14 protein-coding genes are annotated in these 13,580 nt (G+C 53.8%); 13 read left to right on the top strand and 1 reads right to left on the bottom strand.

All coding sequences use genetic code 11. From position 1 onward, the window contains the following. Positions 1–8 precede the first annotated feature (8 nt). The 13 genes from flhF (at position 9) to CK911_RS10645 (ending at position 11,893) form a co-directional block, all read left to right on the top strand. Positions 9–1,433 carry a flagellar biosynthesis protein FlhF gene (flhF, locus tag CK911_RS10705; RefSeq protein ID WP_098969914.1) on the top strand — a complete coding sequence of 475 codons (1,425 nt, stop codon included), beginning with the start codon at positions 9–11 and terminating at the stop codon, positions 1,431–1,433. Beyond that, positions 1,426–2,310: a MinD/ParA family protein gene (locus tag CK911_RS10700; protein ID WP_042020291.1), complete on the top strand. Its 885-nt coding sequence runs from the start codon at positions 1,426–1,428 to the stop codon at positions 2,308–2,310. The genes flhF and CK911_RS10700 overlap by 8 nt, the downstream gene beginning before the upstream one ends. Further along, positions 2,303–3,022, top strand: coding sequence for an RNA polymerase sigma factor FliA (locus CK911_RS10695; RefSeq protein WP_068976688.1), 720 nt, complete (start codon positions 2,303–2,305; stop codon positions 3,020–3,022). The genes CK911_RS10700 and CK911_RS10695 overlap by 8 nt, the downstream gene beginning before the upstream one ends. Before the next feature lie 111 nt (positions 3,023–3,133). After that, positions 3,134–3,517 (top strand): chemotaxis response regulator CheY, encoded by a 384-nt coding sequence (cheY, locus tag CK911_RS10690; protein WP_010634617.1) that lies wholly within the window; start codon positions 3,134–3,136, stop codon positions 3,515–3,517. A gap of 12 nt (positions 3,518–3,529) precedes the next feature. Beyond that, complete coding sequence (locus CK911_RS10685; RefSeq protein ID WP_068976687.1) at positions 3,530–4,270, top strand: protein phosphatase CheZ; 741 nt, start codon at positions 3,530–3,532, stop codon at positions 4,268–4,270. A gap of 11 nt (positions 4,271–4,281) precedes the next feature. Next, positions 4,282–6,459, top strand: a complete 2,178-nt coding sequence (locus CK911_RS10680) for a chemotaxis protein CheA (protein WP_098969912.1) — start codon at positions 4,282–4,284, stop codon at positions 6,457–6,459. A 32-nt stretch (positions 6,460–6,491) separates the two neighbouring features. After that, entirely contained in the window at positions 6,492–7,607 is a 1,116-nt protein-coding gene (locus tag CK911_RS10675; protein WP_098969911.1) for a chemotaxis response regulator protein-glutamate methylesterase, read from the top strand. 2 nt (positions 7,608–7,609) lie between these two features. Continuing rightward, entirely contained in the window at positions 7,610–8,347 is a 738-nt protein-coding gene (locus CK911_RS10670) for a flagellar motor protein (RefSeq protein ID WP_172954002.1), read from the top strand. A gap of 2 nt (positions 8,348–8,349) precedes the next feature. Further along, positions 8,350–9,267 carry a flagellar motor protein MotB gene (locus CK911_RS10665; RefSeq protein WP_098969910.1) on the top strand — a complete coding sequence of 306 codons (918 nt, stop codon included), beginning with the start codon at positions 8,350–8,352 and terminating at the stop codon, positions 9,265–9,267. 4 nt (positions 9,268–9,271) lie between these two features. Beyond that, complete coding sequence (locus CK911_RS10660) at positions 9,272–10,066, top strand: ParA family protein (protein ID WP_042020303.1); 795 nt, start codon at positions 9,272–9,274, stop codon at positions 10,064–10,066. Further along, positions 10,063–10,929: a chemotaxis protein CheW gene (locus CK911_RS10655; protein ID WP_098969909.1), complete on the top strand. Its 867-nt coding sequence runs from the start codon at positions 10,063–10,065 to the stop codon at positions 10,927–10,929. Before CK911_RS10660 ends, CK911_RS10655 begins: the two co-directional genes overlap by 4 nt. Before the next feature lie 69 nt (positions 10,930–10,998). After that, positions 10,999–11,487, top strand: a complete 489-nt coding sequence (locus CK911_RS10650) for a chemotaxis protein CheW (RefSeq protein ID WP_042020306.1) — start codon at positions 10,999–11,001, stop codon at positions 11,485–11,487. A gap of 19 nt (positions 11,488–11,506) precedes the next feature. Beyond that, the gene (locus CK911_RS10645; protein WP_098972595.1) at positions 11,507–11,893 is read left to right on the top strand and encodes a DUF2802 domain-containing protein; all 387 of its coding nucleotides are present in this window, start codon (positions 11,507–11,509) and stop codon (positions 11,891–11,893) included. Between the two features lie 213 nt (positions 11,894–12,106). Here CK911_RS10645 and rimO read toward each other — a convergent pair whose 3' ends face one another. Continuing rightward, positions 12,107–13,534, bottom strand: a complete 1,428-nt coding sequence (gene rimO / locus CK911_RS10640) for a 30S ribosomal protein S12 methylthiotransferase RimO (RefSeq protein ID WP_253860320.1) — start codon at positions 13,532–13,534, stop codon at positions 12,107–12,109. Positions 13,535–13,580: the final 46 nt, after the last annotated feature.

The following is a 13,580-nucleotide window of genomic DNA, read 5'->3' as shown; positions in this document are numbered from 1 at the left end:
GATGACGGGTGAAGATTAAGCGGTTTTTTGCCAAGGACATGCGAACGGCTCTGGCCGAGGTCAAGGAGACTCTCGGGCCCGATGCGGTGATCATGTCCAACAAGAAGGTCACCGGTGGGGTCGAGATAGTCGCCGCAGTCGATTATCAATCCCAGGTTCCGGGGCCTAAAGATGCGCCGGTTCGCCGTCAACTGAATGACGAGAGCGTCAATATTTCGTCTGCCGGACGGCAGATGACCCGCCCTGAACCGACTCAGGTGAAGGAGCAGAACGAACATTATGCCGATACCCTGGCCGCATTGCTGGCTCGCCAGCAAAAGCTCAAGCCGGGTAACGCTGCCGCCATGAGCAGCACTCAGTCAGCTGGCCTTGCGGCAGCCAATACCGCGCCCAGAACCTTGGCCGAACAGGGGCAGTGGGGCGCCGCCCCTGAGCCCGCCAAGCCAAAAGCCAGGGCTGCAACGCTGGGCCGGCCCGCGCAGCCTGCACCTCGCGAACAAGAGATGGAAGGGATGCGCAAGGAGATGGCCAGCATCCGAAAGTTGCTGGAACACCAGATTTCCGGGCTGATGTGGCAAGAGGTGGAGCGCCGTGAGCCAATGCGGGCATTGCTGATCAAAGAGCTCAAGAAGATGGGCTTTGATGATGCGTTCGCCGATCAACTGGCGGGGCTTATCCCCGAGGATATGTCCATCCACCAGGCCATGGCACAGCTGGCAGAAGTATTGACGGGTCAGCTCAAGATCAGTGAAGACGAGATTTTACGTCAGGGGGGAGCGGTGGCGCTGCTAGGCCCGACCGGGGTAGGCAAGACCACCACCATCGCCAAGCTGGCGGCACGCTTTGCCATGAAGTATGGCGCGGAGCAGGTGGCGCTGATCACCACCGATAATTACCGGATCGGTGCCCATGAACAGCTGCAGACCTATGGTCGGATCATGGGTTGCCCGGTGCGGCAGGTGCGTGATGCCGAAGAGTTGGCCACTGCACTCTATCAGTTCCGTCATCGGCGTCTGGTGCTCATCGATACGGCCGGGGTTGGCCAGCGGGATATCCGCTTGACCGAGCAGCTCGATACCCTGGTCAAGAATGCCAAGGTGCGGATCCGCAGCTATCTGGTGATGTCTGCGACATCCCAGCGTCGGGTGATGCAGGAAGCGGTGGACCATTTCCGGCGGATCCCATTGAGCGGCTGCATACTTACCAAATTGGACGAGAGTCTGAACCTGGGTGAAGTGATAAACGTGTGTATCCAGAATGCTTTGCCAATCAGCTATATCACTGACGGGCAACGGGTTCCGGAAGATATTCAGGTTGCCAATGCGGCGCAGCTCGTCGGAGCGGCCATGGGCTCGCTGGAGCGAGAAACAGAAGAGCCCTATTTCTGGGGCGCAGGCTTTGGCGAGGCCGAAGATTCGGAGTTTTATGAGTAACATACATATGGATCAGGCGAGTGGTCTGCGCAAAATGCGTCAAAACAATCGAGTAAAAGTAATCGCCGTGTCCGGTGGCAAGGGTGGCGTGGGCAAGACCAACGTGACCCTGAACGTGGCGGGAGCCATGGCGGCCCAAGGTAAACGGGTGCTAGTGCTGGATGCTGACTTAGGGTTGGCCAACGTCGACGTCATGCTGGGGCTACGGGTTCATCGTAACCTCTCTCATGTACTGGCTGGCGAATGCACCATCGATGACATCATTGTCGAAGGCCCTTATGGCATGATGATTGTACCCGCGACCTCGGGCACCCAATCGATGGTGGAGCTCTCGTCAGTGCAGCATGCCGAGCTTATCAGGGCGTTCAGCGAGATGAAGACCCAGGTCGATATCCTGATGGTGGATACGGCGGCGGGGATCTCCGACATGGTGCTGAGTTTCACCCGTGCAGCTCAGGACATCATGGTGGTGGTGTGCGATGAGCCGACCTCCATTACCGATGCCTATGCCCTGATCAAGATCCTCTCCAAGGATCACGGCGTATTTCGCTTTAAAGTTGTGGCCAACATGGTGCGCAGCCTGCGTGAAGGGCAGGAGCTCTTTGCCAAGTTGACCAGGGTGACAGACCGCTTCCTCGACACCTCACTGGAGCTGGTTGCCTGCGTGCCTTACGACACGAATTTACGTGCGGCAGTGCGTAAACAGAAGCTGATTGTTGAAGCGTTTCCCAAGTCGCCAGCTGCGCTGGCATTTAGGGCGCTGGCCAACAAGGCGGCGAGCTGGCCGGTGCCAAACCAGCCAGGTGGTCACCTGGAGTTTTTCCTGGAAAACTTGTTGCAAAAACCGGCCACGACACAGGAAGGTTCCCGTGAATAAAGCCCAAGCGTACTTGCGTCATCAGGATTCCTATGTGCTGGTGGAGCGCCATGCTCCTCTGGTCAAGCGAATTGCCCAGCATTTGTTGGCTCGCCTGCCCAGCAGTGTCTTGCTGGATGACCTGATCCAGGCAGGTATGATTGGGTTGCTCGAAGCTTCTCGCAATTTTGACGGTAGCAAGGGCGCCAGCTTCGAAACCTACGCCGGGATCCGCATCCGTGGCTCCATGCTCGATGAAATTCGTCGTGGCGACTGGGTGCCGCGCTCTGTCCATCGCAACAGTCGCGCTATTGCCGAGGCGATCGAAAATGTCGAGCAGGCTCATGGACGGGATGCTCGGGATACCGAAGTGGCGGTCCAGATGGGGGTCTCCCTCAATGACTATCACGCCATGCTGCAGGATGTCTCATGTGGCAAGATTATCGGTATCGAAGATCTGGGGATCAGTGAGGATGTGATCGGGCACCCTGATGATGGACCTGCAGGCACCGGATTTGATGAATTGGCAGCGGAACGATTTCAAATTGCATTATCTGAGCAAATTGGTCGCTTACCAGAGAGAGAAGCGTTGGTTCTCTCTCTTTACTACGATGAAGAGCTCAATTTACGCGAGATTGGCGATGTTTTGAATGTGAGTGAGTCGCGAGTCAGCCAGATCCACAGCCAGGCAATGCACAGATTACGTGCTCGTTTGAGAGATTGGCATCTATAAGTGTTTGTACTGGCTACACTGAGATGAAACTCTAGGGCATAATCCGCACGACACAACCTGTTTTTAGCATCATGTAAGTTAGCCATTCTGGTGGCTATTTAGGAGGGAATTTTGGACAAGAACATGAAAATCCTCATTGTTGACGATTTTTCAACTATGCGGCGGATTATCAAGAACTTGCTGCGGGACTTGGGGTTCAATAATACCCATGAAGCGGACGATGGCAATACAGCATTGCCGATGCTGAAAAACGGTGATTTTCAGTTTGTGGTCACCGACTGGAACATGCCCGGCATGCAAGGAATTGACTTGCTTAAGGCCATTCGCGTCGATGACAAGCTCAAGCATTTGCCGGTACTGATGGTCACGGCGGAAGCCAAGCGCGAGCAGATCATCGAAGCCGCACAGGCTGGCGTCAACGGTTACATCGTCAAGCCTTTCACCGCTGCAACGCTCAAAGAAAAGCTGGATAAAATTTTTGAACGTATCGGCTAAGGAGCTGCAGGGATGATGGCCAAAACGAGAGCAATGATTTCGCTCGACCAGGCAAGGATGCTTGTTGCTCATTTAGAACAGGATAAATTTGAGCTTGCGGATGAACTTCTTGCCGATGTATGTGCTCCCAACGCAGCCGATCTGTTTGACAAAGTAGGTCAGCTGACCCGACAACTACATAATTCACTGCAAGAATTTTGTCTTGACTCTCGCATTCCCGATTTGGCGACACATGATATTCCCGATGCACGGGAACGTCTCAGTTACGTTATAGAGATGACGGACAAGGCTGCTAACCGCACTATGGATGCAGTGGAAGCCAGTCTGCCGATAGCGGATCGCCTGAATGACAATATTCAGCTGGTGCTGCCGAACTGGAATGCGTTGATGTCCCGTGACATGAGCCTTGGGCAGTTCAAATCGTTATGTCACCAACTCGATGATTTTATTAAGGCCTCAGCTACAGATGCCGATAAATTACGACAACTGCTGACAGAGATCCTGATGGCGCAAGATTTTCAGGATTTGACCGGTCAGATGATCCGAAAGGTCATCAAACTGGTTCAGGAAGTTGAAACAAAATTAATTGAAATGTTGACCATGTGTGGTGAAGCCTCTGCAGAGCATTCAACTCGCAGCCTTCCTGTTAACGGGATTGAAGCAGAAGGCCCCATCATGAACCCTGAGGCGCGTGCCGATGTGGTTAATGGTCAGGATGATGTGGACGATCTGCTGTCTAGTCTGGGATTCTAATGGAGTGACGCATGGCCTTCGAAGTTGATGAAGACATACTGCAAGACTTTCTGGTCGAAGCATCCGAAATATTGGAACAGTTGTCTGAACAACTGGTCGACTTGGAAAAGCGGCCTGATGACAAGAACCTGTTAAATGCCATCTTTCGTGGTTTCCATACCGTAAAAGGTGGTGCAGGGTTTCTGTCGTTGGGTGAACTGGTTGACGTATGCCACGGCGCGGAGAACGTGTTTGATATCTTGCGCAATGGTAAACGTTCAGTCACCGCTGAGTTGATGGATGTAATCCTGCAAGCGCTGGATGCCATTAACGTCATGTTCGCACAAGTTCAAAACCGCGAACCGCCAAGCCCCGCTTCTGCTGAAGTCCTGCATGACTTACATGAACTCTGCAAGCCGGAGGGCGAGGAGCAGTTGCTAACTGCTTCGGCGAATAATAGTTCACCAGCCGAGAGCACTGGATCAGCGGAGTTCGTTGAGGCGGATGCCGAGCTAGAGGTGATCGCTGACTCCTTGCCTGTTAATGGCGGTGGCTCTATCGATGAAATTTCAGCGGATGAATTTGAACGTCTGCTGGATGAGTTGCATGGTGCCGGAGGCGCGCCAACTCCGGTTGCTGCGGTATCGGCTCCTGTTGCCGGTGGTACCGGTGATATTACTGATGATGAGTTTGAAGCCCTCTTGGATCAGCTCCATGGTCAAGGCGCACATATTGGGGCACCAGAGGTTAATCCATTGGCATCGGTGCAAAAAGAGGTTGATGCACTGATCGATGATGATGAGTTCGAACGTCTGCTTGATGAGTTGCATGGGCGTGGTCAGTCACCTCAAACCACAATGGCTGCTGCACAGCCTCCTGTTGCGGTCACGCCACCGGTACCACCTAAGCAGGCCGCACCTATCCCCCCTGCTGTGCCGGTCAGTAAACCGGCGCCCGTTTCCCCTGCCAAACCCGCAGAGGCACCCGTAAAAGCGCCAGCCCCGGTTGCCAAGGCCGCGCCCGCCGAAAATGCAGTACAAAGCGATACCACTGTACGTGTAGATACCAAGACCCTGGATGTCATCATGAACATGGTGGGTGAGTTGGTACTGGTGCGTAACCGCTTGGTGAGCTTGGGGATTGCGAGTAACGATGAAGACATGTCAAAGGCGGTCGCCAATCTGGATGTGGTGACTGCTGACCTGCAAGGTGCGGTGATGAAAACCCGCATGCAGCCAATCAAGAAGGTATTTGGTCGCTTCCCGCGCGTGGTGCGCGATCTGGCGCGTACTCTCAAAAAGGATATTGAGTTGGTCATGGTCGGTGAAGAGACCGATCTGGATAAGAACCTGGTGGAAGCACTGGCAGACCCGCTTGTTCACCTGGTGCGCAACTCTTGTGACCACGGGGTTGAAATGCCGGATGTGCGCGAAAAGGCAGGCAAGCCTCGGCAGGGGACGATTACCCTGAGTGCTTCCCAGCAAGGTGATCATATTCTGCTCTGCATCGAAGATGATGGGGCGGGAATGGATCCTGAGAAGCTCAAGTCCATTGCCATCAATCGTGGTGTACTGGATGCAGATAGTGCTGCTCGGATGAGTGACAATGATGCTTATAACCTGATTTTTGCTCCGGGTTTTTCGACAAAATCAGAAATCTCGGACATCTCCGGCCGTGGTGTCGGGATGGACGTGGTAAAAACCAGTATTGTCAGCCTCAACGGTTCGGTGCATATCGATTCAACTTGGGGTAAAGGCACCCGTCTTGAGATCAAGGTTCCCCTGACTCTGGCAATCCTGCCGACTCTGATGGTGGAAGTGGGTGAGCAGACCTTTGCGTTGCCTCTTGGCTGCGTGAACGAGATTTTTCACCTGGACTTGAAAAAGGCCAACATGGTTGATGGTCAACTCACCATCATTGTGCGTGACAAGGCGATACCGCTCTTTTATTTGCATAAATGGTTGATCCGCGGTTCCAACAAGCGCTCTCGTCAGGATACTGGCCATGTGGTGATCGTGCAGATCGGCACTCAGCAAATTGGCTTTGTAGTCGATAGCCTGATTGGCCAGGAGGAGGTAGTGATCAAGCCGCTGGATAACCTGTTGCAAGGCACCCCCGGTATGGCTGGCGCAACTATTACCAGTGATGGCGGGATTGCCCTGATTTTGGATGTGCCGAGTCTGCTCAAAGCATATGCGCGTAGACATTAATAGCTCAGGCCCAAGGAGTTAGAAAAATAACAATGGCAGTCAAGGTATTAGTTGTCGACGACTCGAGCTTCTTTCGCCGTCGGGTAAGTGAAATCATCAATCAGGATCCTATGCTGACGGTGATCGACACGGCCCAGAATGGACGGGAAGCTGTGGACAAGGCGCTCTTGCTGCGCCCTGATGTGATCACCATGGACATCGAGATGCCCGTGATGGATGGCATCAGTGCGGTGCGGGAGATCATGGCAAAGTGTCCGACCCCCATTCTGATGTTCTCCTCCCTGACCCATGAGGGGGCTAAATCAACCCTTGATGCGCTGGATGCCGGAGCTCTCGACTTTTTGCCCAAAAAGTTTGAGGACATCGCCAGAGACAAGGACGAGGCGGTCAAATTGTTGCAGCAGCGGGTGAAGGAGATCTCCCGCAAGCGCTTCTTGATGACTCCGTCTGCTCGTCCCAAAGCTCCGGAGCCTGTTGCTCGCACTCCATTGGGTAGTGCCGCGCCCAGGGCTACGGAGCGTCAACTTGATTCGCTGCGCCCTGCTACAACAGCGTCATTCAAGCGCAGTGGCAAGACATACCAGCTGGTGGCGATTGGTACTTCTACCGGTGGGCCTGTGGCACTGCAAAATGTGCTGACCAAGTTGCCTGGGGATTTCCCTCATCCGATCCTGCTTATTCAGCATATGCCCGCGACCTTTACGGCCGCGTTTGCTGCTCGGCTTAATGGTCTGTGCCAGATTGGCGTCAAGGAAGCCGAGGATGGCGATGTGCTCAAACCCGGTCATGCCTACCTGGCTCCCGGTGGCAAGCAGATGTTGCTGGAAGGGCGTGGCGCCGGTGCCCGCATCCGGATCATTGATGGCAATGATAAGGTGAACTACAAGCCTTGCGTGGATATCACCTTTGCTTCTGCCGCCAAAACCTATGGCGATAAGGTGCTAGCCATAGTGCTGACGGGAATGGGGGCTGATGGTCGTGATGGTGCTCGACTGCTGAAAGAGCAGGGTTCTACCATCTGGGCACAGGATGAGGCTTCCTGCGTGGTGTATGGCATGCCGCAGGCTGTTGCTAAAGCGGGTATTGCCAGCGAATCACTTCCTCTGGACAAAGTGGCCCAGCGTATTCTGGTTGAGTTGGGGCGCTAATCATGGGGTTGCTTGGTCTGCTCCTGGCGTTGGGGGCTATGGCTATTGCCCAATTGTGGCATGGCGGCTCACTGTTGACTCTGGTGGATGGCCCTGCCTTCCTGATTGTGCTGGGCGGCACCTTCGGCGCCGTGATATTGCAGACTCCCGCCAAATATATCCTGCTGGCTCTGCGGCAACTGTTATGGATTGTTACCCCCCCGCGACAAGATCTTTCTGTTCAAGCCGAGCGGCTGCAATCCTGGGCTGTCTTCGCTCGCCAGCAGGGGTTGCTGGCCCTTGAGAACCAAGCAGAGCAGGAAGAGGACAACTTTACCCGTCAGGGGCTTGGTATGATTGTTGACGGTGTATCTACCGACGATATTCGTATGTTGCTCGAAGCTGATATCGATATCGAACAGGAGCGCAATGAGCATGCTGCCCGGGTATTCGAGTCCATGGGTGGATACAGTCCGACCATCGGGATCATCGGTGCCGTGCTGGGCTTGATCCAGGCCATGTTTCATCTGGAAGATCCTGCCGTCTTGGGGGCTGGTATCGCAGTGGCATTTGTAGCAACCATTTATGGTGTGGGGTTTGCCAATCTGGTCTATCTGCCCATCGCCAACCGGTTACGAGCCTTTCACTACCACTACGGACTGTTTCAGGAGATGACTCTCGAAGGGCTGTTGGCCATCGCTCATGGGGAGAATGGTATGCAGGTTGAACGTCGGCTCAGGGCCTATCTGAAGGGAGAGTAGCCATGCGCAAGCGCTATCGGTTGCACTTGCAGGGAGGTGATCATCTTGATCGCTGGTTGGTCTCCTATGCCGATTATATGACGCTGATCTTTGCTCTTTTTGTGGTGCTCTATTCCGTGGCGCTAGTAAACAAGGACAAATATCGTGCAGTCATTGATGGCATGAGCCAGGCATTTAATGTAATTCCCTCCCATAACGACGGTGTGTTGGACGGCCAAGGCAATACACTGCTAAACAATGCGCTTTCTGCTGAACCTTCACTATTGGACGGGCCTACAGCGCAAGCTCCTGCACTTGCCCCTATTTCTGGTATCCCTATTCAGCAAGATGGCACCACACTGGCCACACTCGATGTACAGTTGCAACAGAGCATGGGATCGTTGGTGGACGCAGGGATAGTCAAACTGACGCAAGATGAAAACTGGTTGACCATAGAACTGAGCTCCGGATTGCTGTTTAGCAGCGGTAGCGCCTTCATGGGACCAAATGCAGCGCCCATCATTAATACTCTTTCAAGTATTCTAAAACCGGTCGATAACTATGTAAGAGTCAGGGGCTATACAGATAACCAACAGATTAATAATGAAATTTATCGCTCGAATTGGGTGCTTTCTGCCGCGAGAGCAGAAGCTGTGCTCAGTGGCTTGGTCACAAATGGCATTGCCCCCCAGCGGCTAGCTTTCGAGGCGTATGGTGAGTTTTCCCCCTTCGCAGACAATGGTAGCGAGCAGGGGCGGTTACAGAATCGCAAAGTGGTGGTCGCTATTTCGAAGTTTGCCTGGGTGCCCCCTGCTCCTGCCGTTGTCAGCCCGGTGGCTGCTGAACCGGCACCAGCAGTGAACAATGCAGTGGATGTGGGAAAGATCAAGGTGATCTCCTTGCCCGGTGGTGGCATACGCATAACAACAAGGCAGGATTGATAACGTGATTGTTTGGACGGTTGCCAACCAAAAGGGGGGAGTGGGTAAAACCACCACAGTGGTCTCGATTGCCGGGATCCTGGCCCAACGTGGCCAACGGGTGCTGTTGATAGACACTGACCCTCATGCATCCCTGACCGCTTATCTTGACTTTGATTCGGATCGGCTGGACGGCACCCTCTATGAGTTGTTTCAAGCGGTCAAACCGACAGCCGAGCTGGTCAATAAACTCACACTGCGAACCCAGTTCGAGAATATTCATCTATTACCGGCCTCAATAACCCTTGCCACGCTCGATAGAGTGATGGGTAATCGGGAGGGGATGGGACTGGTTATCAAGCGAGCGCTGCTACGGATTCAAGATCAGTACGACTATGTGTTAATCGATTGCCCGCCGGTACTGGGGGTGATGATGGTCAATGCGCTGGCTGCTTGTGATCGCATTCTAGTGCCTGTCCAGACCGAATTTCTGGCTCTGAAAGGGCTGGAAAGAATGATGAAAACATTCGAGATTATGCAGCGTTCCAAGCGGGACAAGTTTCGTTATACAGTTATCCCGACCATGTTTGATAAACGAACACGCGCCTCTCTGATGACCTTGAAATCGATCAAGGATCAATACGGTGACTCGGTATGGAATGCAGTGATCCCGATTGATACCAAGTTTCGCGATGCCAGCTTGCTACATATTCCTCCGTCCATTTACTCCCCTGGGAGCCGTGGGACTTATGCCTACGAGACACTGCTCAATTATCTCGACTCCCTCGAGCGGCAGCGAATGCATGAGGTAATGCCATGAGCGATACCATTCAAGTGCGGGCGATGGATGACTATTTTCACTCCTTGCTACTCGACGAGCCGCTGGTTTTGGATGAGGTGGAGGAGGAGCCACCGACACCAGTACTGCAGATGCAGCGCAAGAGCATCCCTGATCTGGTGGTGGCCCCCTATCTGGAGAATGACCCGCGTCTTGCCCAGTTGGGGGAGTTGCTTGCACAGGTTGGGCAAGTTCAGTTCGAAAATGATCTGTTTACGCATGAGGTCACAGTTACAGCTCCGCTGGAGATAGTGGCTGAAGAGTCATTATTACCGGTAGAACAGGAATGGCCTGCAGAGATCATGTCTCCTGCGGTCGTGGAACCACATGCCACTATCCTTACCGAGACCGCGCCGGAGGTAGCTCCGATAGAAGCTAGCGCTCCGGTTGTCTGGGAGAATATCGATACCGGCAAAGAGTTTCAGGCGCTATTTTTTGAAGTCGCTGGCGTTACTTTCGCTGTTCCTCTGACCGAACTTGGCGGGATCCATCAGTTGGGCGAGATCACCTCCCTCTTCGGCCAACCAGCTTGGTATAAGGGGCTCATGACTTCCCGCGAGCAGAAGATGAATGTGGTAGATACAGCCCAGTGGGTCATGCCCGGCCAGCATCTGGAGATGGATAGTTACAAATATCTGATTATGCTCGGTGAATCCCCTTGGGGATTAGCCTGCCATCATCTTAAAGGAACCGAATTATTACACCGAGACCAGGTGAAGTGGCGACATCAGGAGGGTAAGCGCCCCTGGTTGGCTGGCATGGTCAAAGAAAAAATGTGCGCCCTGCTGCATGTTCGTGAACTGCTCTTGTTATTGGAGCGTGGGGTTAACATAGAAGGTCGCTGATAACTTCTGCAATCGAGCTGTTTTATTGCTAGTTTTAGCAGTAGACATTTTCATAAAAGGAATAAAAATATGACTGGAAAGCGCAATATCGCACAGAATCTGGCCGAAGATGAAGTGCTGCAATGGGTAACTTTTCAACTGGAAAACGAAACCTATGGCATCAATGTGATGCAGGTTCAGGAAGTGTTGCGCTACACCGAAATCGCGCCTGTTCCTGGTGCGCCCGAGTACGTGCTAGGGATCATCAACCTGCGTGGCAATGTGGTGACTGTCATCGATACGCGCTCCCGTTTTGGCTTACCATCCGGTGATGTCAGTGAAAACTCTCGCATTGTGATCATCGAGGCCGAAAAGCAGGTCATCGGCATCATGGTGGACAGTGTGGCGGAAGTGGTTTATCTGCGTTCCTCCGAAATTGATGCAGCACCCGCTGTCGGGACCGAGGAGAGCGCCAAGTTCATTCAGGGGGTCAGTAACCGTGATGGGCAACTGCTGATCCTGGTGGACTTGAACAAGCTGCTCTCTGATGAAGAGTGGGAAGATATCGGTTCTCTCTGATGAATAAGGTGATGTTTTGATTATCGAGATAGTTGCCTTGGGGTTGTCCCTGATTGCCTTGTTGTTTGCTTTTTATATCTGGTTCCAAAGCAAGCGTAGCAAACAGGAGTCCGAGGCGAGCGTGACGACCCTGCAGGGTCAACTGGAGAGCTTGCGCAAGCAGATGATGGAGCTTCATACCGGGGCGATAGGCATGGGGCAGCGCTTGCAGTCAGTAGAAGGGACAATGCAGCAGGTCAATGATCGTCAGCAAGAGCTGACAATGCAAGATCCCGAGCGGCGGCTTTACAGTCGCGCAGCCAAGATGGTCGAACTGGGCGCTGATCTGGATGAGGTCATGAGTGAATGCGAGTTGCCAAAGGCAGAAGCAGAGCTCTTGATATCGTTGCGCAAAGGTCGCTCTTGAGGATTCAGGAAGGCAATCGCCTTCCTGAACTTTATTGGGCCAGTTGTGATACATGTATGTGTAGAAACTTGCAGAGATATTGATGCAGTCCCTGTTGTGGCATGGCTAATGTGGCTAACAGGCTAGCCACATTAGCCACATTAGCCATGCTGTATGGTGCAACATCAGAATATAAAAAAGCGCCCGCAGGCGCTTTTTTATATTTCCAGTGGCTTAACTGATCAGGCTCGCCCACAGATCGTATTCGTCAGATTCATCAATCCGCACCTTGACCATATCACCAGGCTTTAGGCTGGTTTCACCGTTGAGGTAAACCAGACCGTCTATTTCCGGCGCGTCAGCGAAGGATCGGCCGGTTGCGCCCTCTTCGTCCACTTCGTCGATAAGTACCATCATCTCTTTACCGACTCGGCGGGCCAGCTTGCGGATGGAGACCTGCTGTTGCAGTTCCATAAAGCGCTGGAAGCGCTCTTCCTGAACCTCTGCTGGCACCGGATCCGGTAGCTCGTTGGCCAATGCCCCTTCAACCGGGCTGTATTTGAAGCAGCCGACCCGATCCAGCTCTGCCTTGTCGATGAAGTCCAGCAGCATCTGGAACTCTTCCTCGGTCTCGCCCGGGAAGCCAACGATAAAGGTAGAACGCAGGGTGATCTCGGGGCAGATTTCACGCCACTTTTGAATGCGCTCCAGGGTACGTTCGACAGTACCCGGGCGCTTCATCAGTTTGAGGATGCGCGGGCTGGCGTGTTGCAGTGGAATATCGAGGTAGGGCAGTACCTTGCCATCGCGCATCAACGGGATGACGTCATCCACGTGTGGGTAGGGGTAGACGTAGTGCAGGCGCACCCAGATATCGAGCTTGGCCAGCTCTTCGCACAGGGCGACCATGCTGGTCTTGACCGGCATGCCATCGTAGAAACCGGTGCGGTGTTTGACATCGACACCGTAAGCGGAGGTGTCCTGGGAGATCACCAGGATCTCCTTCACGCCCGCCTCTTTCAGGCGCTTGGCTTCGGCCAGTACTTCGCCGATGGGACGGCTCACCAGATCACCGCGCATGGAGGGGATGATGCAGAAGGTGCAGCGGTGGTTGCAGCCTTCGGAAATCTTCAGATAGGCGTAGTGGCGCGGAGTCAGTTTTACACCGTGAGCGGGCACCAGGCTGGTGAAGGGGTTGTGCTCCGGCTTGGCCACATATTTGTGGACGTGACCCAGCACCTCTTCGTAGGCGTGGGGGCCGGTGATCTCGAGCACCTTAGGATGGATCTCGCGGATCTGGTTCTCTTTGGCGCCGAGGCAACCGGTAACAATCACCTTGCCGTTTTCGGCCAACGCTTCACCGATCGCTTCCAGCGACTCTTGCACCGCGCTATCGATAAAGCCGCAGGTGTTGACGACGACCAGCTCGGCATCGTCATAGCTGGGCACCACATCGTACCCTTCGGTACGCAGCTGGGTCAGGATGCGTTCTGAATCGACCAGGTTTTTGGGGCATCCCAAGCTCACAAAACCAATCCTTGGGTGGTGAGACCTAATAATGCTGGAAGTCGCTTGTTGGACAGGTTGGCTGTCCAATGGTTGAGCCTGCGCGGTTGCAGGCGTCAGGCTCTCTGAGCTGGGGTCAAAACGGTTGACGGTCATAGGGGGCGCAGGTCACATCTGTAAAAAAGATGGCGGATTATACCTG

The sequence above is a fragment of the Aeromonas sp. CU5 genome, assembly GCF_002586745.1.
Classification (GTDB): Bacteria; Pseudomonadota; Gammaproteobacteria; order Enterobacterales; family Aeromonadaceae; genus Aeromonas; species Aeromonas sobria.
Note: the sequence above shows the minus strand (reverse complement) of the source record. Positions and strands in the feature narration are given on the sequence as shown.

Bases quoted from the DNA above. Each gene is read 5' to 3' on its own strand.
- CK911_RS10670 (WP_172954002.1), top strand. From the start codon at position 7,610: ATGGGGTTGCTTGGTCTGCTCCTGGCGTTGGGGGCTATGGCTATTGCC.
- CK911_RS10665 (WP_098969910.1), top strand. From the start codon at position 8,350: ATGCGCAAGCGCTATCGGTTGCACTTGCAGGGAGGTGATCATCTTGAT.
- CK911_RS10650 (WP_042020306.1), top strand. From the start codon at position 10,999: ATGACTGGAAAGCGCAATATCGCACAGAATCTGGCCGAAGATGAAGTG.
- CK911_RS10700 (WP_042020291.1), top strand. From the start codon at position 1,426: ATGAGTAACATACATATGGATCAGGCGAGTGGTCTGCGCAAAATGCGT.
- CK911_RS10675 (WP_098969911.1), top strand. From the start codon at position 6,492: ATGGCAGTCAAGGTATTAGTTGTCGACGACTCGAGCTTCTTTCGCCGT.
- CK911_RS10655 (WP_098969909.1), top strand. From the start codon at position 10,063: ATGAGCGATACCATTCAAGTGCGGGCGATGGATGACTATTTTCACTCC.
- CK911_RS10685 (WP_068976687.1), top strand. From the start codon at position 3,530: ATGATGGCCAAAACGAGAGCAATGATTTCGCTCGACCAGGCAAGGATG.
- rimO (WP_253860320.1), bottom strand. From the start codon at position 13,534: ATGACCGTCAACCGTTTTGACCCCAGCTCAGAGAGCCTGACGCCTGCA.
- CK911_RS10680 (WP_098969912.1), top strand. From the start codon at position 4,282: ATGGCCTTCGAAGTTGATGAAGACATACTGCAAGACTTTCTGGTCGAA.